The sequence below is a fragment of the [Clostridium] citroniae WAL-17108 genome (assembly GCF_000233455.1).
In the GTDB taxonomy this organism is placed as follows: domain Bacteria; phylum Bacillota; class Clostridia; order Lachnospirales; family Lachnospiraceae; genus Enterocloster; species Enterocloster citroniae.
The window spans coordinates 101,687-126,244 of the sequence record NZ_JH376428.1 but is presented as its reverse complement, the minus strand read 5'-3'; the positions used below and the strand labels follow the sequence as shown (position 1 = coordinate 126,244).

Here is a 24,558-nt window from a genome sequence, read left to right as displayed (position 1 = left end):
ATTATGAATAACAAATGAATATAGGATAAAGATGGTGAAAAGATTGGCGCAAGGTTAATGGGCCGTTGTCAGGGTGGACAGGACGGAATCGATGACAGGCAGATTGTCCGTGTCCGATATGGTGGCGATCACGCTGTAGTGGCTGCCAAGGTTGCGTATATACAGGTAGCCGGTTTGGGGATCCTCCTGGGAGGCTGAAAAAAAGCACCGGAGATATTCAAGGTCACCCACTTTAACGGTATCGATCCTCCCCAGGCCGTCCATATCAGTGGAGCCGCCATAGAACATGTTCAGGAAAGCTGTCATCTGGTCCATATCATCCCCGTCTGTGTTGACTGTGTAAAAGACCATGACAGCACAGTTCTTGTTTTTCATGGACAGCATGTCCACCACAGCTTCGGAATCTGAGAAATCAGTCATGAAATCAGAGTCAAAATTAATGAATCCCTGGGGCAGGGTAAGCCGGATATTAGACCAGTCATTGATAAAGACAGAACCTTCCCAGCGGCCGAGAGTCACTTCACCAAGGGTATTCTCCACCATGGCGCCATTGCTGTCAAAGGTGTAAGGCACACCGTCAATGGTCAGGGTGGTGTTGCTTACCATGGCGCCGTTTGGGTCAAGATAGTACCAGATACCGTTTACCTGCCGCCATCCTGTCAGCATGTACCCATTCTGGTCAAAGAGATACCACTTCCCCTGGATCAGTTCCCATGTACCGGCCGGATATGACTTGTCTTCCCGTTCATACCAGTAGCCTGAGTCATTCTGCTGCCATCCGGATGCCAGGGCGGGAAATGACATCATCATTGCCAGGGCAGCTGCTCCCAGACCTGCGAAGATTCGTTTACGGATTTTCATACAACTCCTCCTTTTTACATTTGGTGTTTCTATTATATTACCTGTGGGGGAAAAATACCACATCTATCGGACCGGAGGGAAGTATTCAAGGATTATCATTTTTCTAGGTTCCAGATTCTTCCATAACCTTGCCGGAACAGGGGCTTCTCCATCCCGGCCTTTTTCAGCGCCTCATCATAGCGTCCGGCCAGATAGGGAAGGCGTTTTACGGTCTCTGCCCGGAGCCCTTTTTCATCCAGACAGGTGACAACGCCTGATTCCAGAACAAACCTGCCGTGGATCAGCACGTGTTTTGCCTGTAGATGGTTGTGGAACAGCAGCTGGTTGGCAATGGCAGAATCGGAAACAGGCAGTAAGGATGTTTGGTCAATGATCACAAGATCAGCGTCCATGCCTGTTTGGATGGGACTGCTTTGGGTATCCCTGCGTTCAGATGGCGAGGATGCTTTTCCAAGAACCTGCAGTCCCCGGGTCGTTGCCATGCGGTAAGCATCGGCTGCTCCCGGCCATCTGCGGTAATCAGGGGTCTGTCCCCGCTGGAGGAGGAGAAACAGGCGCAGTATCTCCTGAATGCTGTGATCCGTGCCGCAGTTTACGCCGTCTGATCCCAGAGCGGGCAGGACATGGAAGTCCATCCACTTGTTAAGAGGGAAAACGCCGCTGCCCAGGAAAAGGTTGCTGGCCGGGTTGGAAACTGGTATGGATCCCCGTTGGGCCACAAGGGCTATCTCCTCATCATCCAGCCACACACAGTGGGCAAGGGAGGTTTTTTGGGTGAGCAGGCCGCAGCGGTCCATAAGAAAGACCGGGGAGATCCCGCTTTCCCGGGCAGAAGCCTGCTGCCAGCGGGTCTCTAAAAGATGGCAGTGGATGCCAAGTCCGTGTCTGGCAGCCAGATCAGAGGCCGCATTCAGAAGGGACTCGTCTGCCCGCTGGGGAGAATTGATGCCGGCCATTACCTGGACCGTTCCCTCCGGATGGTGAAACCGCTTTATAAAATCCTCGTAGTATTCCATATATGCAGGGACCGGCAAAAAGGGGGAGGGGGAAGGGGCTGCTGAAACAGGCGGTGTCAGCCCGCATAAGATCTGGCTGTCTTTTTTGTTATGCATCATGGGTGCCAGAGCAGCCCTGAATCCACTGGACTGATAGACAGCGGCGGCAGCTGCTGCCGTGGACAGATGGGGCAGGTGATCCACACAGGCGGTGACCCCGCTGTGAAGCATTTCGCAGATACCCAGAGAGGTGGAGAGAACCATGTCCTCCTCTGAGAGCAGGCCGCCCAATGCAACCGTGTCTGAGGACCAGATCTCCAGCGGCTCCCCGTATGATGTGCCCCGCAGGAGATTGGTGTAGGAATGGGAGTGGCTGTTTACCATTCCGGGAAGCACATAGTCACCCTTAAGATCCATATAGGTCTCTCCCGGAGCAGGAGTCAGGCGGGTGCCCACTTCTGCGATTTGATGATTGAGAATGCGGATATCACCTCGTTGAAAGGTGATATCCGCATTGTGAAATTGTATTCGTCTGCCATTGGCAAGTATCATATTACGTTCCTCCAAAATCGGGAAGTTCCTATGGGGACAGATCCCGGAGTCAAATCTCTCACAAAGTGTGACGCACATCTGACGGAAAGCAATTTTTTAATGCGCTCTAGTCTTAAAATGGTCGTATAACAGCCTTAAAACATTGTGAAAAATTCACGGAGACTCTCGGACCAGTCGCCCATGCATACAAGATAGTGGTTGCCCACAGGGGTATTCAGGAAATGGCCGGTTCCTGCGTCACAGTGCAGACGTATCTGGCTGCGGCAGAGATTACATTCGTGAAGGCTCTCCTCAATCTGCGCACCGGAGATAAAGCAGCGCTCCAGCAGTCCGGTTGCCTTGAATACAGTTGCCTTGCCGCTGGGAATATCTCCAGCCACGGCCACACCGATCCCTGACTCAAAATGGGTGTCCAGATGGTAGCGCACCGGCATATTTAACGGCAATGTGCAGTGGGCAAATATGATTTCATCCTTGTGTCTGTCCACACGGGAGGGATTGCACTGGAATACGGGCTGCCCTGAGATCTGCCCGAGGATTGCCATGGAGATCAGGGAAGGCAGGTCACCCTCGCATCCGCTGTAGATACCTTCCTGATTCAAAAGGGCCAGGCCCAGGCATCCTGTATTTTTTACCGCTGTGAGCAGATCAAAACAGCGTACGGTAAAACCGTCCAGGTCATACCGTTCCACCAGACGTTTGAAAGCGCCATAGATCTCCAGCGCCTGTGTGATCTGATCCTTATCAAAATCCTGCGCCAGAAGGGCACGGCAGGAATCATTGTCCGGATAGGATTTTTTTGCAATCTCTTCCAGAAGTTCAGGCATTCCGATCTCTACAACCTGAATGCCGGTTTTCTCAGCAAGGGCATCATAATCCACATCCGTGGAGATCAGCCAGTCTGAGGGAGCGCCCACCAGGCCCAGCCGCATTCCCTGAAGGGAATGTTTCGCGTTTGCGGCACGCATGACATGTTCAAAGTCAGAAGCCAGTTCCTCCTGCGTGCCGTGGAGAAGCCTTCCCTTTATCTTGTGGTTTGCCAGATAGGTCATCATTTCCATGGATGCGGACAGGGAATTGTCGCTCCCGCTGGTAATGATGATAATAGGTTCCTTTAGATAGGGCAGGGCATTTTTAAAAGCACCCGCCGTACCGCCGGAAGCCACGTAAACGATAGAGACCGGCTCTTTTGTGAGAGCTTCTGCGGGTGCCGATACAAATTGATCACCTGTTTTTTCAGAAAGATACTGGAATAAGGACCTGGCCTTCTCAGCCAGTTCAGGACCTGTTTGAAGCATACTTTGTAGATAAAGATAGTTCGTCATATGTAACCCTCTCTCCATGATGAGAGCCCCCCTGCATGGGGGACTCCAAGTTTCCTTAACGTCTCTTAAAATATCTAACACGGTGGTCGTCCTACCACCAATCTAGCAAAAAAAATCCGCACTGTCAATATACAAAATAAAAAATCCGGCATTTGCTTTTAACCCGGACCTTTCTTCCGTGTCTATTCCACGCACCGCCGGATCAGGTTGAATTCCAGTTTCTCGGTGATGAAATAACTGTCAGAATAAAAGATGGGATTTCCCTTGGAGGAATAGTGGATCTGCTGCAGCAAAAGCAGCGCTTTCGGATCTGTCAGGGACAGCTTATCCATCTGGCGTTTGTCGCTGAGCACCGCGTGAATCGAGCAGTTTGCAAAGGAGACCGGTGCATAGCGGTTGATGAATTGGAATAGGGACGGTATGGCATGGGAGGAGAAATCCTCCAGCATTCCATCCACATATGGTATGTAGTCTTCCACAAATACGATGGGAGTGTCATCGGCAGTCCTGACACGCTCAATGTAGAGAATCTTCACAGGGGTATCGCTGCCCAGGCGTTTGGATATCTCAGGGCCGGCCATACGTACATCCACAAACACACTCTGGGTACCGGGCACATAGCCGTGTTCCGAGATGATCTTTGTGGTGCTGTCCAAAGCTGAGATATTGTAACGGATATTTTCGCTGCCGTTATAGCGTGTAACAAACGTGCCGATCCCGTGGCGGGATATGACCAGGCCTTCATTCTCAAGTCCTTTCAATGCTTCCCGGACTGTATTTCTGCTGACCCCTAATTGAGCGGCCAGATCCTGTTCGGAAGGCAGTTTATCCATAAACTCAGATTTACGGATCATATCGGATACCGCTTCTTTAACCTGTGCGGACAGGGTTTTGTTTGTCAGCTTCATGAATTTCATACTCCTTTGAATGATATCGCGGTGATCACTGCATTTTGAGTATAACGTAGAAAAGAATCATTTGTCAAGATAGAGTGCATGAAAGAGATGGAAAAAAATGGGAGTTTATTTGTGAAAAACAACTAAAAGTATCAATAACTTTTAATATAAACCATACAATTGACATAGCAAAATTGCTATGTTATCATAACATTAACACGAGTGGTTGGACGTCCAACGAGATGAAAAAACAGGAGGAGAAAATAGATGGATTTTAGAGCGGTCCGACAGGAAGTGGCAGAATTCTGCCATTATATTTATGAAAAAGGGTATACTCAGGCATCAGGGGGCAACTTAAGCTGCCGTGTGCCGGGAACAGAATTAGTCGCGATCAAGAAGACTGCAGTGAACATGCGGGTCATGACAGACGCAGATGTTCTGATTGTGGACATGGAGGGCAATGTGGTATATGGAGACGGCAAGCCGTCCAAAGAAGCGGGTTTCCATTTAGGTGTTCTCAAACTTCGTCCTGAAATGAACGCCTTTATCCACTGCCATCCAAATTATTCGATCGCGCTGGCCAACAATAATATTGAACTTCCCTTCACATCAGTTACAGCCAGAAAAGTTGTGGGTCATGTGCCGTTTATCGAATCCGCTCCTGCGGGCAGTGAAGATCTGCGCCGGTATGTGATCGATGCATTCCGGGATCATCCGGAAAGCAAGGGGATTCTGATGAAGGAACATGGCGTATGCGCGGTGGGTCCATCTCTGGAAGCGGCCTACAACGTGGTTGATCTGATCGAGCAGACTGCTAAACAGGCTTGCATCCAGGTGCAGGTAGCGGTAAACAGGGACAAATTCAGGGAACTTTTTCAGGTGTGATGTCCCGGGGATAAAACATTAAGAAAGCGGAAGTAAACGAAAGGATCAGATAGGAGAAAACATTGAAAAGATTAGAGCAATTAACACAGGAATGGAAAGGGGAAGGCCTGTTATTGCCTATCTGGGCAGAGGAGGATCACCTGTGTATGGTGGATCAGCTGAAGCTGCCTAAGGAGGCACCGGTGGTGGAGCTGCGGAAGGTAAGCCAGCTTGCCGAAGCGATCAAAGTAATGTCCATCAGAGGTTCAGGGGCAATCGGAATCGCAGGCGTGTATGGAATGCTTCTGGAAGCCATGAATACCAGAGGTGACCGCGGTGCGGTCATACAGTCAGGCTTGGAACTGAAGGCTACAAGGCCGACAGCAGTTAATTTAATGAAGACAGTGGACGGTCTGATCGCCTTTGTGAAGAATTGTCCTGACAGCGGGTTCATGGAACTGTTTGAGGACAGGGCATGTGATATCCTGGAAGAGCAGCTGGCGTTCGAGCGGCAGCTGGGAAAGAACGGTGCAGAGCTGATCGAGGATGGGGATACGATTCTCACCCACTGTCATTCCGGTGCACTGGCCGGTTCCGGATTCGGCGGAAGGGCGCTTTCCGTTATCAGGACCGCATTTTTACAGGGTAAGAAGATCCATGTCTTTACCTGTGAGACAAGGCCGTATCTGCAGGGAGCCAGGATCACTGCCTATGAATTGGAGAAATTCGGGATTCCTCATACGCTGATCACAGATGATATGTCAGGATATCTGATGAAGCTGGGCAGGATACAGAAGGTGGTAGTGGGATCTGACCGGGTGGCTGCCAACGGGGATTTAATTAATAAAATAGGAACTTATATGCACGCTGTGGCTGCCAAAGAAAACGGAGTGCCGTTCTATACGGCCACATCCTCCCACACCATTGACTTTACCTTACAGCATGGTATGGATCTGGAGGTGGAATTCAGGCCGGGAAGCGAAGTGACCCACCTGAACGGCCAGCTGATCACATCAGAAAATACAGAAGCGCTTTACCCTGCATTTGATGTGACTCCCAATGAGATGATCAGCGGCATTATCACAGAGGCCGGCGTTATCCGTGCTCCATACATAGAAAATCTGGCAAAACTAAAGAGATAGACAGGGGCAGAAACAAATGAAAGAATTGAGGAGGAACGATTTATGGGATTAACCGCACCAACCCATCACATTGGAGCTGCGCCGGGAGCATTTGCAAAAACCGTACTCATGCCCGGAGATCCGCTGCGTGCCCAATATATCGCAGAAAATTATCTGGACAATGTGGTGAAGATCAACGAAATACGCTGTATGTATGCCTATACAGGCACTTATAAGGGAAAACCCGTATCTGTAATGGCCCACGGCATCGGTGCACCCAGCATGGCGGTTCATGCCTATGAGCTGTATCATCTGTATGATGTGGAAAATATCATACGTGTGGGGACCACGGGCGGGCTGGCCCCGGATCTGAAACTGAAGGATGTCATCATTGCCATGGGCGCCTGCTATGACACTCCTTATATTAACCAGTTCCATCTTTCAGGCACATTTTCAGCCATTCCATCTTATGACCTGTTGCGCAGGGCTGTAGAAAGCGCAGAAAAGCTGGGGGTTGGCTACCGCGTGGGCAATGTACTGTCCACGGATGTGTTCTATCCGGCAGATGACTGCCAGCTTAAGTGGAAGGATATGGGAATCCTAAGTGTGGAGATGGAGACAGCAGCCCTCTACATTGTGGCAGCGGCGGCTGGGAAAAATGCACTGGGCATCCTGACAGTGTCCGACCACATTGTTACCGGAGAAAAGACAACTGCAGAGGAGAGACAGAACAGTTTTACCAACATGATGGAAATTGCATTGGAAATGGTCTAAAAAATATACTTAAGAGTTCTAATAATGGAGGAAAACGAAGATGAAAAAGAGGATTTTAAGCTGTGCGTTGGTACTGTCAATGGGAATCAGCCTTTTGTCAGGATGCGGGATGACAACATCCGCTCCCCAGACAAATGCGCCGGAAACAAAGACAGAGGCCCCAAAGGAGAGTAAGACAGAGGCTGAAAAGGATACCCAGGCACAGTCCCAGGAGGCTGAGGGAGAGAAAAAGGCAGGAAGCGACATTAAGTTTGCCGTTATTTTCGGCACAGGCGGTTTGGGAGACAATGGTTATAATGATGAGGTATACCAGGGATGTGAAATGGCCGTGGAACAATACGGATGCAGCTTTGACTACTGTGAGCCAAAGGATGTTTCGGAATTTGAGACCCAGCTGCGCATGTATGCGGACGCAGCTGAGTATGACGTAATTATCGCTATCAGCACCGAGCAGGCCGATGCACTTCAGATGGTGGCTGAGGACTATCCGGACCAGAAGTTCTGCATGCTGGATACGGTGATCGAGGGATTTGACAATATCAACTGTCTGGCAGCCGCTTACCCGGATCAGCATTTCCTTTCCGGCGTACTGGCAGGACTTGCAACAAAGGATGACAGATTCCCATTAAGCAATCCTGAGAATATTGTTGGTTTCTGTATCGCTATGGACACACCTACCTCCAGAGGACAGGCAGCAGGCTTTATTGCAGGCGCCAAATATGCCAATCCTGACGTGGAAGTACTGACCAATTTTATCGGAGGCTACAGCGATCCGGCAACGGCAAAGGAACTGGCGCTTGTTATGTATGAGAGAGGCGCAGATATTGTCAGCGCCAACGCAGGAAGCTCCACACAGGGTGTTTTCTATGCAGCGGAAGAGACTGACCGTTATGTTATCGGAACTTCCCTGGCCATGGTAGATCCAAAACACAGCCTGAGCACTTCCTGTAAAAAGGTTTGGCTGTTTATCGTAGAAGAGATCGGTATGCTGGCAGACGGAACATGGGCACCCGGCTCCAAGATGGTGGGTATTCCGGAAGGAATCTGCGACTATGATGTAGAGGGACTGGATGTACAGATCCCTGATGATGTTACACAAATTCTGAATGATACCAGACAGCTGATCGCTGACGGCAAGCTGGTTCTTCCTACCGACCTGGATCAGATCGATGACTGGGCAAAGGAGAACCATCTGGAGCAGTAATATCAACAGAAGGCGGCAGCAGATTCGGAGGTGACAAAAGATGGAACTGATACGGATGGAGAAGATAACAAAGATCTATCCGGGAACAACGGCTCTCAGCGCAGTGGATTTTACGCTTCATGAGCAGGAGATCGTTTCGCTATTGGGAGAGAATGGCGCGGGAAAGACCACGCTGATGAAGATATTGTACGGGATGACACCGCAAAGTTCCGGTGAGATCTTTTACCGGGGAGAGCCCATCCGGTTCCGTAAGCCGGTGGATGCCATTGAAAAAGGGATCTGTATGGTGCACCAGCATTTTATGCTGGTGCCGGCATTCACGGTCACGGAAAACATCATAGCGGGAAGTGAACCCAGCAAGAATAAGTTCCTGGATATGAAAAAGGCAAGGCAGCAGGTAAAGGATTTGATATCCCAGTTCCATTTTAACATCGATCCTGATGTGAAGGTGGAAAAGCTGTCCGTGGGAGAGCAGCAAAGGGTGGAGATCCTTAAGGTGCTCTACCGTAAGGCGGATGTGATCATACTGGACGAGCCTACCGCAGTCCTGACGCCGAGTGAAGTGGATGACTTGTTTGTGATCCTGAAACGGCTGAGAGATGAGGGAAAGAGTATCATTATCATTACACATAAGCTGAAGGAGACAAAGGCGCTGGCGGACAGAGTTGTGGTTCTTAGGGACGGCCGCCTGGTGGTGGATGATGTGAACCCGGCGGACGTGACCACCAAACAGCTGTCGGAGATGATGGTAGGCCGGGAAGTCAATCTTCAGAAGCGGCGCCCGGCAGAGCACATCGGGGAAGTGTGTGTTCATCTGGAACATTTGACCGTAAAGGAAGACGGACAGGAAAAAGTAAAAGACGTGTCCTTTGATATCCGCCACGGTGAGATCCTGGGGATCGCGGGTATTGAGGGAAATGGACAGAGCCAGCTGATCGAGGCCCTGACCGGACTGAGGGAACCGGAATCCATGAAAATGACCCTGAATGGAAAAGAAGTTACGGGCAATTGCCGGGATTTCCTTCAGGACGGCATCGGACATATTCCAGAGGACCGTTTGTCCATGGGATTGGTAAAAGAGATGTCCATTATGGACAACATGATCCTGGGGTATCACCGGGAATCGGACTTTTGCAGGAAGAGTGGCTTGCTGGAGAAAAAATCCATATTCCGGTATGCCCAGAAGCTGAAGGATAAATTCCAGGTCAAGGCACCCAATGTGGAGGCTGCGGTCAGTTCCCTGTCAGGGGGCAACCAGCAGAAGATCATCATTGCCAGGGCATTCAGCAGGGATCCGAAAGCGATCATCATTGCCCATCCAACCCGAGGGGTGGATATAGGGGCAATGGAATATATACACAGCCAGCTGATCGAACTCAGGGACCAGGGGGCAGCTATCCTGCTGATCTCCGCGGATCTGGATGAGGTGAGGACTTTAAGCGACAGGCTCCTTGTGATCTACGAAGGTGAGATCGTATCAGAAAGCATGCCGGGAGAACTGGATGAGGTTGAAATGGGACTTTTGATGACCGGCGGCCATACCATGGTGGAAAAGGAGGTGCAGGCATGAACGAACAAATGAAGAGCGCAAAAAGGACAGCCATGAAAAATTCCTTCATCAACTCCTTTTTTGCTTTAGTATTCTCCCTCCTTTTAGGAATGATATTTATCGGCATCAGCGGATATTCACCGCTGGAAAGCTATAAAGCTATTTTCGGCGTGTCCCTGGGAACGGTCAAGGGATTTGCACTTTCACTGAGCCAGGCCACACCGATCATGTTTACAGGACTTTCCTTTGCCCTGGCTTACCGGGTGCGTATGATCAATACAGGAGCGGAAGGACAGCTCTATGCAGGGGCCATGGCGGCCGCGCTGGTGGGGGCTTATATCACAAACCTGCCGGGCGTTATCCATGTGCCGTTGGCCCTGCTGGCGGCGATCGTGGCAGGAGGAGCAGTGGCATTTTTTGTAGCCCTTGCAAAGATCAAATTCGGAGCCAATGAGATCATCATGACCTTGATGTTAAATGAGATCATCCAGCTGTTTACCAGTTACCTGGCCAACGGGCCTTTAAAACCCCCGGGAAGCGGTGTGGGACAGACGGAGCGTATCGCGGACAGCGCCAAGCTGGTGAAGCTGATTCCCCAGACCCAGCTGACAATCGCTATTTTTGTGGTGATCATTGTAGCCATACTGCTGCAGTTCATGCTGGACCGGACCGTTTTTGGCTATGAGATACAAGTGACGGGCCTGAACCTGAGGGCGGCCAAGGTTGCCGGTATCTCTGTACCCAAAACATACCTGACCACATTTGCTCTGAGCGGAGCAGTGGCAGGCCTTGGGGGAGCGGCCATGGTGCTGGGAGTCAATTACCGGTTTATTGAGGGCTTTTCTTCCGGCTATGGATTTGCGGGCATTTCCGTAGCAGCGCTGGCAGCCTACAGTCCGGTGGGGGTTATCCTTTCGGCATTCCTGATCGGAATCCTGAAGGCGGGTACCATCACACTGAACAGGACCACGTCCATACCGGTGGAGTTCGTGGATGTGATCCAGGTTCTGGTCATCATCTTTGTGGCGGCGCCGGCACTGATCCAGGCTATCTTGAAACAGGTACATAAATTTAAGAAGGAGAAACAGGAATCTTACGGAGGTGAAAGCTGATGCAGTTTAATATAGATTTGGTATATTCCATTTTAGCGTCCACCCTGCGCAGTTCCGTGCCATTGATCCTGGCATCCATGGGAGGCTGTTTTTCCATGCGGGCCGGTGTCAGTGATCTGGGGTTGGAAGGTATGATGCTGGCAGGCTCCTTCTTTGCGGTGTTGGGTTCCTGGATCTCAGGAAATGCGTGGATCGGGCTTTTGACCGGCATCCTGTTCGGCGCTGTTTTTTCCATGCTTCACGCAGTCATGCATATTTCTTACAAGGTAAACGCGTCCATCAGCGGAATGTGCGTAAACCTGCTGGCCAGCGCCGTGACGCCTCTTTTGCTGAACGTTATCTTTGGCATGAGCGGAAAGTCTGTGAGCGTGGCGGCATTCGCAAAGCCAAACTGGGGCATACTCCAGAAGATACCTGTGATTGGCAGGATTTTGGGAGCCCAGAACATACTGTTTTTCCTGACCATACTTCTGGTCATTGTCAGCTGGATCTTCTTATATAAGACGACCCTGGGGCTGCGGATGAGAATGGTCAGTGAAAATCCGCAGGCGGCCAGCACCGTAGGCTTGAATGTCCGTATTTACAAGTATTTCGGAGTGGCCATGAGCGGCGCCTTTGCCGGACTGGGCGGGGCCTATCTGTCCCTGGGACAGATGAACCTGTTTGTGGAAGATATGACTTCAGGAAGAGGATACATTGCCGTGGTTATCAATGCATTCGGAAGGTACAACCCGGTGGGTGCGCTGGGCGGCAGCCTTTTCTTTGGATTTTTTGATTCCCTGCAGACCATTTTCCAGAGCATCCTTCCATCCCAGCTGGTTATGATGACGCCCTATGTATTTACCCTGCTTGTCATTACCTTTGGATTAAAGGGAGGCAAGGCACCGGCAGGTGTGGGCAAGCATGTGGAGACTTGATACGGCACAGATATTGGAACAGATCATATTGAGAACTGAATGGCAATGGAGGAGTACAGACATATGACAAACAACGAGTGGGAAAATGCATCCCGTCCAACGGATAAGGACGGCAAACAATATCATATCCAGTGCGGTAAGGGGGATGTGGCCCGTTACTGCCTGCTGCCCGGTGATCCCAAACGGGTGGGGAAAATTGCCCGGATGTGGGACAGCGGCCACCTTGTGGCAGACTACAGGGAGCATGTGACCTATACGGGAAAGATCGGGGATATGGATATTTCTGCCTGTTCCACAGGGGCAGGCGGCGGTTCAACGGCCAGTGCATTAGAGGATCTGGCGGAAGTCGGCTGTGACACACTGATCCGTGTGGGAACCTGCGGAGCAATCCAGACCTATATCAAACCGGGCGATCTGATCATCTGCACAGGAGCGGTAAGAAAGGAAGGGACCAGCGATGGATATGTGACCAATTCCTATCCGGCCGTGGCTGACCACGAGGTGACCATGGCATTGATCGAGGCGGCGGAGCAGCTGGGGTATACCTACCATGTGGGAATTGGATACACGGCCTCCTCCTTCTTCTGCGGACAGGGGCGTCCGGGGCACAACGGATACAGCCAGAGTTTCATGAAGACATTGCTGCCGGATATGCAGGCGGCCGGAGTACTTAACTTCGAGATGGAGGCAGCGACCGTCCTCACCATCAGCTCCCTTTACAAAATGCGTGCAGGCGCTATTTTTACCGTGGTGGCCAACCGGGTGGAGAATTCCTTCCAGTATGACAACAGCACGGTGGATCATAACCTGGAAGTGGCGAACCTGGCCATGCAGCTTCTATGGGAATGGGATAAAAAGAAAAAGGAAAAGGGAAAAGCGCATATTTCCCTGTCTCTTATTAAATAGTACGTGGTAAAACCCTATCTGCCACGGCAACAGGAAATCCAATAGGCATGGAGACAACATGGCCCTCAGGGGCCGCCGGCTCTCCATGCCTTTTGTGACCATATGGCATGGCGGTGAGGTATGGACATATGGCTCCTAAGAACTGGTTGCATCAACGCCCGATCTGAGGTACAATATCCTGAGTTGTTAAAACGTGAGACCTTGGAACAGCAGGATGCCCAGGGTCTTTTTCAGTCTGCGGAAAGCAGTCCCTATGGGAACAGGCTCTGCCATGATACACATGGTTCTGCAAAAGCAGGAGATAGACCATATCAGGAGGAAGACCGTATGAAAAAAGCTTTGTTTTATGGTATATTGGCATCATTTTTTTTCGCTTTTACCTTTATACTGAACAGGAGCATGAACCTTGCAGGAGGGTACTGGCTGTGGGCAGCCTGTCTGCGCTATCTGTTCACCCTTCCCATGCTGGTTCTGATGCTGGCCAGGGAGAAGGGGGCGATGGCAGAGGTTTGGAGGGAGATATGCCTGCGCCCGTTTGAATGGGTGCTGTGGAGTACGGTGGGATTCGGATTGTTCTACGCGCCGCTGACCTTTGGGTCTGTGTTTGGGGAGTCCTGGCTGGCAGCGGCCACATGGCAGCTGACCATTGTGGCGGGCGTGCTTTTGACCCCTCTTTTTGGAAAGAGGATACCGGTCAGGAACCTGTCCTGGTCCTTGCTGATCCTGGCAGGGATCTTCCTGCTCCAGGTTCCCCATCTGAAACGGGCCGATGGAGGAACCGTGTTCCTCACCCTGGTTCCCATCCTGGTTGCGGCATTTTCCTATCCCCTGGGAAACCGGAAGATGATGGCGTGCTGCCCTCCATCCATGTCAACCATCAAAAGGGTGTTTGGAATGACTCTTTGCAGCATGCCCTTTTGGCTTCTGTTGTCCCTCTGGGCAGCGGTAAGGTCCGGGCTTCCCGGCAGGGGACAGGTGATGCAGTCGCTGTGTGTGGCCCTGTTTTCCGGTGTGATCGCCACCGTGCTGTTCTTTCGGGCAACGGATATGGTAAAGCACAATCCAAGGCAGCTGGCAGTGGTTGAAGCCACGCAGTGCGGGGAAGTGGTATTCACCCTGCTGGGCGGTATCTTCCTGCTGCAGGACGGTGTGCCCGACAAGGCCGGATTGGCCGGCATTGCGGTGATCGTGGCCGGAATGATCGGCAACAGCCTGGCTGCTCAGGAAAAGTAAAATAGGCAGCCATCAACCTCTATATTAAGAAGCCTGTTAAAAAACCGTAATAATTATTATTTTGCAATCAGTGCGGATTTGTGCTACACTAAAAAATAGAGTTACAATTTTAACGAACATCAGGAGTGGTCTAAAACAATGCTGGAAATATCAGGAATATGCAAATCTTATCGCAGGCAAGTCATCCTTGAGGGGGTGGAACTAACGGTAGAACCGGGGGACTGTGTAGGAATTGTGGGATATAACGGCTGTGGAAAGACCACTCTTTTGTCAATTATCTCAGGAGCCTTAAAAGCGGACAAGGGCAGTATTGTGTTTAACGGCAGACAGGCGGTGGGACGTCCTCGGGTGTTTGCCGAGGAGGCCGCCTATGTGCCTCAGGAGAATCCTCTGATGGAAGAACTGACGGTCAGGGACAACCTGCTTTTGTGGTACAGGGGAAGCAGGAAGGGAATGGAAGAGGATCTGAAAAACGGAGCCGCCGCCATGCTGGGGGTGGATAAGATGTTAAACCGCACGGCCGGAAAGCTTTCAGGAGGAATGAAAAAGAGGGTCAGTATTGCCTGTGCTTTGTCCAACCATGCGCCTGTGCTGATCATGGATGAGCCGGGGGCTGCCCTGGATCTGGAATGCAAGGAACTGATTAGGAATTACCTTCGGGAGTATATGGCAGGAGGCGGTGCGGTGGTGCTGACTTCCCATGAACTGGCCGAACTGGCTCTGTGCACACAGATGCATGTGTTGAGGCAGGGCCGCTTGACAAAGATTGAAAATGGTCTGTCGGCCAATGAGCTGATCAGCCAGTTTCGATAGAAATACAACAGGACATGCAGAATATGCATGGACCCGATGCAAGGGAGGAGAAAAAGAATGAAATGCACAAAATGCGGAGCGGAGTGCGGGGATGAAGTGAAATTCTGTACCCAGTGCGGCGCTCCATTGGACAGCGAAGGCCAGGAAACAAAGGCAGAGACCGCAGGAGAAACAGCGGCAGAGACTGCAGAGGAAACTTCAGGAGAGACAGAGATTGTAGAAGAAATTGCAGGAGAAACAGTGGCAGAGACCGCAGGAGAAACAGCGGCACAAGGCGCGGGCTCAGAGCAGGCATTGGCCGCAGAAGACCAGCCGCCAGCAGTGGAAGACCAGACTGTACAGCCGGCAGTTACCCAGCCGGTTCAGACATCAGCCGGTGAGCCGGGCCCCAATAAGAAATTCATGAAGATCCTTTTTGCAGTCATTGCCATTGTATTTGTTGCTGCCGCAGCAGCACTGGCATATGTAAAGATGACGGCAAAGGATCCAAAGCAGGTAGTGATTGATGCCTTTGAAAACATTTACAAGGACGGCCAGGTATTCCCGTCAGAGGAATTGTTCGGCTTTAAGGACTTTGCCGACACGGCACTGAAAGAAGACAGGGAAAGCGGTATGACCCTTAAGATGGACAGCTGTTCGGATCCCAGTGTGAATGCTTTTGCAGGCAGCGGACTGCGCCTGGAGGGCAGGGAAGACAGGACCAACAACCGGAACGCCTTTAACATGGGTGTGATCTACAACGGAATGGATCTTGCCAATTTTGATGCTTACTATGGCGATGATACCCTGATGATGGCGATCCCCGAGCTGAGCAGCAAGGTGTTTACCGTGGATCTGGGAGAAGGACTGGCGGACCGCATTAAGAACTCACCCACCATCGGCCCTATGCTGGCTGACAGCGGCGTGGATGTGGATGGCCTGGCAGGATATTTTACAGACTTGATCGATGAAGCCGAGAAGGCTGAGGAGGAGGGAAAAGCTCCATTTGATATCGAAGCCCTTATGAACCGTTATAAGGAAGGCTGCAAGGCACAGGACAACTTCAAGGCGGCTCTCACCGTTACCAAGGCGGACAAGGGTACCTACACCATGAACGGCGCACAGGTCAGCTGCCAGGGGTATGACGTTGTGATCAGCAAGGATTCCATGATCGAGTTCCTGCGCACATCTTCTGATTTCTTCCTGCAGGATGAGACCCTGAAAGGTGATTACTTAAAGCAGCTGGAAGCCACCGTGAGAATGAGCGAGCTGATGGGCGGCGCTGTAACAGGAGCCGGTTCCGTGTCTGCACAGGAGATGCAGGAGCAGACCTATGATGAGGTCAAGGAAACTGTGGACGAAATGATCACATATCTGGAGAAGTCACTGACAGATGTGCAGATGACAGTTTATGTTGACAAGAGCGGAAACCTTGCCGCAGTGGACGGAAGCACGAACCTGTACGTGGAAGATGAACCAGGCGTGGAAGACGGATACGTGGCAGTTAACTTTAAGTTAGAGCTTCAGGGCGGAGCCTATCTGACGCAGAATCTGACGGGCAGTGTTGTTTTGGAGGATGCCACAGACACAGTGACAGTGGACCTTTTAAAGCAGGGAACCTATGACGGCAAAAAACTGACCTGTGACCTGTCCGTGGATATCGGACTTCCGGAGGATGCCAACTACAATTTCATGTACACAGGAACTTATGATTCTGCAGACGGAAGCTACCATGCAGGTGTGGAAGTGGGCGGCGAAGGTTCCCAGATCCTTAAGATGTCCGCCACAGGCGTGATGGATCAGCTGGAAAAGGGCAAGAATTTCCACATGGATATCGATTCACTGGACATCGCGGCCATGGACAATACCATGAATGTGGTCCTCAGCGGCGAGGTATACAGCAGACCTCTGAGCAGTGAAGTAACGCCTCTGGAGGGTGAGACCCTGGATGTGCTGGCAGCCACGGAGCAGGATTGGAACAATGTGATGATGGAAATGGTATTCGGCGTGATGGGTCTGGCAGGACAGCTGGATGTACCGATGTATTAAGGCGGCTAAGGCAGCTGCGGTAAATACGGCTAAGGCGCTGTAGTTAATACGGACTGAAAAGCCGTGAAATACAAGTAATTGAAAAACGTGCCCGAGTTTTTGACCAAAGGGTCAGGGATCCGGGCGTGACAAAAGGAATGGGGAAATATGTCTGCACGTCTGGTTTATCTTAAACTGGAGTTAAAACGAGCATGTAAAAAGCTTCCCCACATCATTGCAGGGGCAATCGTGCTGTTACTATTGGCGGGTACGGTTGCCTTTTTGGCAAGTAAGATGTTGTATGGGAAGCAGGTATCAGGGAGGATCACCGTAGGGGTGGTGCTTCCTGAGGGAGATGCGGTGGCGAAGAAGGCGGTTGCCATGGTTAGTTCTCTGGAAAGCGTAAAGAGTATCTGTGATTTTGAATATATGGACCGTGAGGAAGGAGTGGCCAGGCTGAGGGCGGGGAAGCTGTTCGGGGTAATGGAGGTGCCGGAGGGATTTGTCCAGGATATTATGAATGGGACCAATACACCGGTGCGCATCATACTGCCGGAAGGGGCAGGTTTGGAGAGCCGGATCTTCAAGGAACTCACAGATGCCGGCTCCAGGACGCTGGGAGCCAGCCAGGCAGGAATCTATGCCGGCGATGAGCTTTGTGTTCTGGAGGGGATGACTGATTCCATTCCCCGCCTGGAGGCGGATCTGAACCGGATCTTTATGGGGTACAGCCTTCCCCGGATGGATTATTTCAGGAATGTAAGGGTCACGGCTACCGGGGATGTGGATACGTACCACTTTTACGGGATCAGCGCGTTTGTGCTGTTCCTTCTCCTGTGCGCCATTCCGGTGTCGGCCTACCTGTCACCTGCCAGCCGGACCATGAGGCAGAAACTGTCTCTTATAGGTGTGGGCAATGCCACGGTCATAGGCGCAAGAATCCTGGGCCTGGGCCTGCTGATGGGGGTAACCGCCCTGCTGGCCCTGGCAGCAGCATGGGGCCTTGGCTGGATCACATGGAGCCTGCCGGGGATCCTGTCTGTTGCAGCCGTATGCGTGGCGGCTTCCTCCATGGTCGTATTCCTGTACCAGGCCGCGGGCAGCCTGATGGGGGGCGTGATGCTCCTGTTTCTGGCGGTTACGGCCATGCATTTTCTTGCAGGCGGGTTCCTTCCCCTTGTATTCCTGCCAGCCTCCTTACGGACAGCGGCAGCCTTCCTGCCCACCTATATTTTTATGGAAGGTGTGAAGATGGCAGTGACTTCGGCTTTCAGTATCGCGGTGTTCTGTAAACTGGCAGCAGTGGCAGCCGTATGCTTTCTGCTCAGCCTTTGGGTGGAGGTGGGAAGAAGATGAAAAAAGTAATGGTATGGTTCCTGCTCTCCTGCAAGCGATATATTAAAAAGCTCTCCTTTCTGCTGATCCTTCTTCTGCTTCCGCTTGTGATCCTGGCAGTTGATAAGGGGCAGGGAGATAAGGGGCAGGAGATTAAGATTGCCATCGCTGTCCAGAACGGCCAGGAGAATGAACTGGGCGCTGAACTGGCGGAAGGTCTAATAAACCGCAGACTGGGCCGGGACGCCGGCATGTTCCGGTTTTATGAATGCCGGGATGAAGAAGCTGTTAAGGACGAGGTGGCTTCCCGCAGGGCGGAGTGCGGGTTTGTGGTATATGAGGATTTTAAGGAAAAACTGGATGCCGGAAACTACAGGCGCAGCATAGGTGTGTATTCAGCTCCTTCCACCGTGTCGGCGTCCCTGTCCACGGAAACGGTATTTGCCGCGCTGATGGAAATCTATGGCAGGCAGCTTTTAATGGATTATGTGGGTGAGGAGTCCCTGTTTGAACAGCTGGGAGCACCGGGAAGCGCGCAGCGGGAACAAGCCGCCGCACAGTCGGGGGAGCTCTATGACAAATGGCTTGCTAACGGAAGTACTTTCCGGTTTGAGTACAGCTTTCTGGATCAGAAAGGCCGTGAGCAAACCTCTTCCGATGCCCTGTCCGGGACCGTATTTCCCGTCAGGGGGCTGGTGGCCGTGTATGTGTTTATAACAGGCCTGTACGGTGCTGTGGTGCTGTGCGGGGACGAAGAAAGGGGATTATACCTTCCGTTGTCCTATGGCTTGAGGACGCCCTGCCGCCTGGCGTCCATGGCAGCCCCTGTGTTCCTGGCGTCCATATCCGGCCTAATGGCTCTGTGGGCCGGCAGGAGCCTGGGAGCGCCTGCAAAGGAGATAATTGTCATGGCAGTTTACTGCGGGGCGGTAACGGCCGTATCCTGGCTTTTAAAGCTGGCCTGCCGCAGGTCCCAGGTACTCTGCTGCATCATCCCCTTTTTTGTCATAGGAAGCCTGTTGTTCTGTCCTGTGTTTATAGATGCAGGTAGGTATCTGGATGTGTTTGACCAGGTGGGAAAAATGTTCCCTCCCTGGTATTACCTGAATATGTTCCGGTGACGGCAGTGAGATGACTAAAGGGTCAATGATAAAAAGAAACAAAGAATCCTGCTCGCAGGATTCTCCGCCTTCGGCGGGGCGCTTCAGCGACATCTTTCCTTCCGCCGCGGTGTGATCCCGCGGAGTGTTTTTAAATTTCCCGTGATACAAAAAATCCCAGACCGTTATGATCTGGGATTCCGCTACTGCAGAAGAAGGGAGTCGAACCCTCAAGGTATTACTACCACACGGACCTGAACCGTGCGCGTCTGCCAATTCCGCCACTTCTGCATTCTGCTGCTGTCGAGTAGTTGTCTCAAGCAACGAAGGTTATTATAAGATAGGTTGGCCTATTTGTCAACTATATTTTTGAAAAAATTTCCTGACATTGCCAAAAGAAAAAAAATTAGAATATTTTTCAAAAACCAGTTGCCAATTGTAAAATTCTATGCTATACTACCATTCGTGTTGCGGGAGTGCTGGAATTGGCAGACAGGCAAGACTAAGGATCTTGTGGGTGTATGCTCGTGTGGGTTCAAGTCCCATCTCCCGCACTAAAAAGCCTAGTGTATACTAGGCTTTTTTGTATTATATCATAATACGGCAAAGGATCGGGATCGTGCCGGATACCAGGCGGATCCATAAAAATACAGGTGTAATTTTAGGATGAAATATGATAAAATAATGCCATGTAAAGGGTCCGGCTTACTGGCCGGAAAAGGAGGATATATGGATTTGAATACAATACTTGTACTTCAGAATGCAGGGGTGGATACAGAAGGGGCCTTAAGACGGTTCAGCGGTAATTCCGGGCTTTATGAGCGCTTTCTTACAAAGTTTTTGTCCGATCCCACGTTTCAGGATGTGACAAACGCCTTTGAGGCAGAGGATACACAGGCTGCCCTGACTTCCACCCATACCTTTAAGGGACTGACAGCCAACCTGGGGCTTACCAGGCTCTACGGCATATCCTCAGAGATGGTGGACTGTATCAGAGGGGATAAGTTTGCGGAAGCGTCCGGGAAGTATGGTGAACTGAAGAAAGCATATGATGAGATCTGTGAGATCCTTTCCAAGGCCTGAGTTTTGTACAAAAGCCTTATTTGAATGTATCAATCGCCTGAATCCACGGATCCAGGCGGATCGCAGAGAGGAAAAGTAAGATGCGCCAGCGGGATACGATACTGATTGTAGATGATATGGAGATAAACCGGGTCATACTGAGCGGCCTGTTTCAGGATGAATACCATCTGTTGGAAGCGGAGAACGGGGAACAGGCCCTTTTGCTGTTAAAGCAGTACCACAGCAATATTGCCATCATGCTTCTGGATGTGGTGATGCCTGTGATGGACGGATATCAGGTAATGAAGGAGATGGGGGCAGGCGGTTTCCTGGATGAGGTGCCGGTGGTGGTGATCACCGCGGACAATTCCCTGGAGGGCGAACTTCGCTCATTTGACCTGGGGGCATCGGACATCATTGTAAAGCCTTTTGAACCCCATGTGGTAAAGCGCCGTGTACATAATATAATTGAACTTTACCTTCACAAGCATAACCTGGAGGATATGGTGGACCACCAAGCCCGCAAGCTGAAGGAATCCAACGACATACTGGTGGATGCCTTGTCTTCCGTCATTGAGTACAGAAGCCTGGAGTCGGGACAGCACATCAAGCGGATACGCCTTCTCACCAGGGTACTTCTGGAGGAGGTGTCAAAGAACTGTCCGGAATACGGTCTGGACCAGCAGAAGATAGAGGTTATTGCATCGGCTTCCGCCCTCCACGATATCGGAAAGATCGCCATAGAGGACAGGATCCTGAATAAACCGGGTCGCCTTACCCCGGAAGAATTTGAGATCATGAAGACCCACACCATAAAGGGCTGCCAGATTCTGGACAGCTTGGGCAGGATGAGTGACAAGGAATATCTGCAATATGCATATAACATCTGTCATTACCATCATGAGAGATGGGATGGAAAGGGATATCCGGAAGGACTTTGCAAGGATGCAATCCCCATCTGCGCCCAGGCGGTGTCCGTGGTGGATGCATATGATGCCCTTACATCCGACCGTGTATATAAGAATGCCATCCCCTATCAGCAGGCAGCCAATATGATCCTTAACGGGGAATGCGGCGCTTTTTCTCCAAAGATGCTGGAATGTTTTAAGACCGTTCAGCCTGCGCTGGCCGGCCTGTGCCGGCAGTATGCGGACGGGAATGTACCCAGGGAGCACTCCCTGTCCCAGGAAGCCTCCCTGATGCCTGTGGCGGAGGGAAGCGTCAGCGCCCTGCAGCTGGAGCAGATGAAGTATCTGGCCATGCTGCGGTATGAAAACACCATGGTGGTGGAGGTGGATTTCTCCACGGGAAGCTACCATATGGTGTATGCCCCTAATCTGCGCATTAAGCGTTCGTTCCAGGGGGAGCGTCTGGAGGACGCGGTGGGACGTTACATTGCCGAGATGGTGGATCCGCAGGACCAGGAATATATGCGGGAGGCATGGGCTATGGGAATGCCCGGTTTTTTCCAGCAGGGAATGCTGAAAAAATCATGGAAGCACCGCGTACGGGACGGGCAGGGATGGTGCTGGTTTGACCTGACCATCCTAAGGATCGATATCGAACACCCGCGCCAGAGAAAGGCCCTGCTTTTGTGGAAAGCACTGGAAGCAGAGGCGGAACATATTTCAGCCGGAAGAACGGGCGGACAGCAGGAAACAGGGGAGGAACTTCAGGATGATGTTCAAATTCTCCACAGCATCCTGAAAGGCATATCCCGTTACCGCAACGACCAGTGGTTTACCATCCTGGAAATTGACGATGGATTCATGGGATATGGAAGGGATGAGATCAACAGCCGGTTCCACGGCCACTATCTGGACATGATCCATCCGGATGACCGGACACGGGTCAAAAAGGAACTGTCGGACCAGCTGAACCATGGAAATGAATTTGAACTGGAGTACCGTGTACAGGATGCGGACGGGGTGAGCAACTGGGTATTAGGCAAGGGATGCCTGATCACGGACCAGGATGGACAGGAGTGCCTTTACAGTGTGATCATTGATATCAACCAGACGAAGCGCGCACAGGAGGAACTGCGCCTTGGACTGGAGCGGTATAAGATCATCATGGAACAGACCAATGATATCTTTTTTGAGTGGGATATTGAGACGGACACGGTCAACTATTCCCCTAACTGGAAAGGGAAGTTTGGCTATGATCCCATCTCCGCCAGGGCTTCGGAGCGGATTCCTAAGATATCCCACCTCCACCCGGAGGACATGGCTCCCTTTGGGGCATTTATCCAGCAGATCCGCTCAGGCAGACGGTACGGGGAACTGGAATTTAAGGTTTCTGATTCCAGGGGGCGTTACCAGTGGTGCAAACTGAGGGCAACCACACAGTTTGACGACCAGGGAAAGCCCTGCAAGGCAATCGGGATCGTAATTGATATCAATGAAGAAAAGATGGCAGCCCAGGAGCTGAAGGCACGCGCGGAGAGGGATACCCTTACCAGGCTGTACAACAAAGCTTCCGCCCGACAGAGGATCGAATATCTGCTGGCTAACCGGGAAAAACCTGAGGGAGCAGCCTTGTTTATCATTGATATCGACAATTTTAAGATGGTCAATGACCAGTATGGCCATATGTTTGGGGATGCGGTGCTGACAAAGATAGCGTCCCAGCTTTCCCGTCTGTTCAGAAGCAGCGATATCGTGTCGCGGATTGGCGGGGATGAGTTCATGGCTCTTCTCCAGGGGGTTTTGGGGGACGAGCAGGTGAAGATGGTGGCAGGGCGTATCCTGGAATGCTTTGACCGGGTATTGGAGGAACTGCCCAGAGAGTGCAGCATTACCAGCAGTATTGGGATCGCTGTCTGCCCAAGGGATGGGGATGATTTCCAGACCCTGTTCCAGCGGGCGGATGTGGCCCTCTACCACGCCAAGGCCTGCGGCAAGAACCAGTACCAGATTTATGACCAGTCCATGGAAAGCAGGGCCTACGGGCAGAATGCGGGGAGACAGACCGCGGCAAACACTACCATTGAGTCGGAAGGGACGGAACTGGTGTTAAGCGATCTTCTTCCAAGGGCGTTTAATATCCTCAGCAAGGCGGAGCAGCTGGACCGGGCGGTTGAGAGTGTACTGGAACTGCTGGGGGAGCGGCTTCAGGTGAGCAGGGCCTACGTGTTTGAAAACTCCGAGGACAACCTGTTTTACAGCAATACCTTTGAGTGGTGCGCAGAAGGCATTGAGCCGCAGAAGGATAAGATGCAGAACATGGCATACTCAGAGTTTGACAGTGATTACAGAGATTATTTTAACGAGAGAGGCATCCTCTACTGTGATGATATAGGAAAGTTTCCACGGGACATCAGGGAACTGATGGAAAGCCAGGGGATCCAGTCCATGCTCCAGTGTGCAATCAAAGACAACGGAGTGTTTAAGGGCTGGGTGGGATTTGACGACTGTACGTCCAAATGCCTGTGGACCATCAACCAGATCGAGGTGCTGTCATTTATCTCCGAGCTTTTGTCCCTGTTTCTTTTAAAGCAGAGGGCCCAGGACAATGTCATGGAATTGGCGGGGGATCTGAGGGCTGTCCTGGATCACCAGAACTCATGGATCTATGTGGTGGACATCGGAACCCGGGAACTGCTGTATATCAATGAAAAGACGCAGCGGATCGCGCCGGAGGCCAAATTGGGCATGAGCTGCCATAAAGCCTTTTTTGGGCGAAAGGAACCGTGCGCCAGATGCCCCATGGAAGATATCCGCCATAAGATAAACTGTACCATGGAAGTATACAATCCTCTTCTCAAGGTATGGTCCCTGGCGGACGCGTCCGTGATCCGCTGGGGAAAGAAGGACGCATGTTTGCTGGCATGCCATGATATTACCCGCTACAAGACAGGTAAGGACGGGCCGGATCAGGAAAAGTAGCAGATAAAGATACAAAAATGCGGGCATAACAGGAAATCCGGAATA

Annotated in this window: 19 protein-coding genes and 2 tRNA genes; 16 read left to right on the top strand and 5 right to left on the bottom strand. The window is 51.5% G+C overall.

The genetic code is table 11. The annotated features are described in order from the left end of the window. Nucleotides 1–54: 54 nt before the first annotated feature. From HMPREF9469_RS23725 to HMPREF9469_RS23705, 4 genes are all read right to left on the bottom strand, one after another. Complete coding sequence (locus HMPREF9469_RS23725) at nucleotides 55–861, bottom strand: N-acetylmuramoyl-L-alanine amidase family protein (protein ID WP_007868001.1); 807 nt, start codon at nucleotides 859–861, stop codon at nucleotides 55–57. A 95-nt stretch (nucleotides 862–956) separates the two neighbouring features. Beyond that, nucleotides 957–2,408: an amidohydrolase family protein gene (locus HMPREF9469_RS23720; protein ID WP_007867999.1), complete on the bottom strand. Its 1,452-nt coding sequence runs from the start codon at nucleotides 2,406–2,408 to the stop codon at nucleotides 957–959. A 134-nt stretch (nucleotides 2,409–2,542) separates the two neighbouring features. Then, nucleotides 2,543–3,751, bottom strand: a complete 1,209-nt coding sequence (locus HMPREF9469_RS23710) for a hypothetical protein (protein WP_007867996.1) — start codon at nucleotides 3,749–3,751, stop codon at nucleotides 2,543–2,545. Nucleotides 3,752–3,915: 164 nt separating this feature from the next. Then, on the bottom strand, nucleotides 3,916–4,641 hold the full coding sequence (locus tag HMPREF9469_RS23705) for a GntR family transcriptional regulator (protein ID WP_007867993.1): 726 nt from the start codon (nucleotides 4,639–4,641) through the stop codon (nucleotides 3,916–3,918). Between the two features lie 255 nt (nucleotides 4,642–4,896). Here HMPREF9469_RS23705 and HMPREF9469_RS23700 point away from each other — a divergent pair, with 255 nt between their 5' ends. The 13 genes from HMPREF9469_RS23700 to HMPREF9469_RS23640 all read left to right on the top strand — a co-directional run bounded on the left by HMPREF9469_RS23700 (nucleotide 4,897) and on the right by HMPREF9469_RS23640 (nucleotide 19,585). Beyond that, nucleotides 4,897–5,514 carry a class II aldolase/adducin family protein gene (locus HMPREF9469_RS23700; protein ID WP_007867989.1) on the top strand — a complete coding sequence of 206 codons (618 nt, stop codon included), beginning with the start codon at nucleotides 4,897–4,899 and terminating at the stop codon, nucleotides 5,512–5,514. A gap of 62 nt (nucleotides 5,515–5,576) precedes the next feature. Continuing rightward, complete coding sequence (mtnA, locus tag HMPREF9469_RS23695; protein WP_007867983.1) at nucleotides 5,577–6,635, top strand: S-methyl-5-thioribose-1-phosphate isomerase; 1,059 nt, start codon at nucleotides 5,577–5,579, stop codon at nucleotides 6,633–6,635. A gap of 42 nt (nucleotides 6,636–6,677) precedes the next feature. After that, entirely contained in the window at nucleotides 6,678–7,388 is a 711-nt protein-coding gene (deoD, locus tag HMPREF9469_RS23690; protein WP_007867980.1) for a purine-nucleoside phosphorylase, read from the top strand. Between the two features lie 40 nt (nucleotides 7,389–7,428). Further along, nucleotides 7,429–8,592: a BMP family ABC transporter substrate-binding protein gene (locus tag HMPREF9469_RS23685; protein ID WP_007867973.1), complete on the top strand. Its 1,164-nt coding sequence runs from the start codon at nucleotides 7,429–7,431 to the stop codon at nucleotides 8,590–8,592. 40 nt (nucleotides 8,593–8,632) lie between these two features. After that, a complete protein-coding gene (locus HMPREF9469_RS23680) occupies nucleotides 8,633–10,162 on the top strand; it encodes an ABC transporter ATP-binding protein (RefSeq protein ID WP_007867963.1) in 1,530 nt (509 codons plus the stop codon). Then, nucleotides 10,159–11,253, top strand: coding sequence for an ABC transporter permease (locus HMPREF9469_RS23675; protein WP_007867958.1), 1,095 nt, complete (start codon nucleotides 10,159–10,161; stop codon nucleotides 11,251–11,253). Before HMPREF9469_RS23680 ends, HMPREF9469_RS23675 begins: the two co-directional genes overlap by 4 nt. Next, the gene (locus tag HMPREF9469_RS23670) at nucleotides 11,253–12,170 is read left to right on the top strand and encodes an ABC transporter permease (RefSeq protein ID WP_007867956.1); all 918 of its coding nucleotides are present in this window, start codon (nucleotides 11,253–11,255) and stop codon (nucleotides 12,168–12,170) included. Before HMPREF9469_RS23675 ends, HMPREF9469_RS23670 begins: the two co-directional genes overlap by 1 nt. 63 nt (nucleotides 12,171–12,233) lie before the next feature. Next, complete coding sequence (locus HMPREF9469_RS23665; protein WP_007867955.1) at nucleotides 12,234–13,076, top strand: nucleoside phosphorylase; 843 nt, start codon at nucleotides 12,234–12,236, stop codon at nucleotides 13,074–13,076. A gap of 327 nt (nucleotides 13,077–13,403) precedes the next feature. Further along, nucleotides 13,404–14,309, top strand: coding sequence for a DMT family transporter (locus HMPREF9469_RS23660; RefSeq protein ID WP_007867954.1), 906 nt, complete (start codon nucleotides 13,404–13,406; stop codon nucleotides 14,307–14,309). A 138-nt stretch (nucleotides 14,310–14,447) separates the two neighbouring features. Beyond that, entirely contained in the window at nucleotides 14,448–15,122 is a 675-nt protein-coding gene (locus HMPREF9469_RS23655; RefSeq protein WP_007867952.1) for an ABC transporter ATP-binding protein, read from the top strand. Nucleotides 15,123–15,179: 57 nt separating this feature from the next. Next, entirely contained in the window at nucleotides 15,180–17,150 is a 1,971-nt protein-coding gene (locus tag HMPREF9469_RS23650) for a zinc ribbon domain-containing protein (protein ID WP_007867944.1), read from the top strand. Nucleotides 17,151–17,297: 147 nt separating this feature from the next. Beyond that, on the top strand, nucleotides 17,298–18,485 hold the full coding sequence (locus tag HMPREF9469_RS23645) for an ABC transporter permease (protein WP_007867941.1): 1,188 nt from the start codon (nucleotides 17,298–17,300) through the stop codon (nucleotides 18,483–18,485). Then, entirely contained in the window at nucleotides 18,482–19,585 is a 1,104-nt protein-coding gene (locus tag HMPREF9469_RS23640) for a hypothetical protein (protein ID WP_007867939.1), read from the top strand. Before HMPREF9469_RS23645 ends, HMPREF9469_RS23640 begins: the two co-directional genes overlap by 4 nt. Before the next feature lie 186 nt (nucleotides 19,586–19,771). Here the strand turns inward: HMPREF9469_RS23640 and HMPREF9469_RS23635 are convergent. After that, nucleotides 19,772–19,855 (bottom strand) — tRNA-Leu (locus tag HMPREF9469_RS23635). A 179-nt stretch (nucleotides 19,856–20,034) separates the two neighbouring features. On the opposite strand from HMPREF9469_RS23635, the gene HMPREF9469_RS23630 reads away from it, so the two are divergent. From HMPREF9469_RS23630 to HMPREF9469_RS23620, 3 genes are all read left to right on the top strand, one after another. Beyond that, nucleotides 20,035–20,118: transfer RNA gene (locus HMPREF9469_RS23630), tRNA-Leu, on the top strand. A gap of 175 nt (nucleotides 20,119–20,293) precedes the next feature. Then, the gene (locus tag HMPREF9469_RS23625; RefSeq protein ID WP_007867935.1) at nucleotides 20,294–20,647 is read left to right on the top strand and encodes an Hpt domain-containing protein; all 354 of its coding nucleotides are present in this window, start codon (nucleotides 20,294–20,296) and stop codon (nucleotides 20,645–20,647) included. Nucleotides 20,648–20,727: 80 nt separating this feature from the next. Next, on the top strand, nucleotides 20,728–24,513 hold the full coding sequence (locus tag HMPREF9469_RS23620) for a sensor domain-containing diguanylate cyclase/phosphohydrolase (RefSeq protein ID WP_007867932.1): 3,786 nt from the start codon (nucleotides 20,728–20,730) through the stop codon (nucleotides 24,511–24,513). The last annotated feature ends 45 nt before the right edge of the window (nucleotides 24,514–24,558 follow it).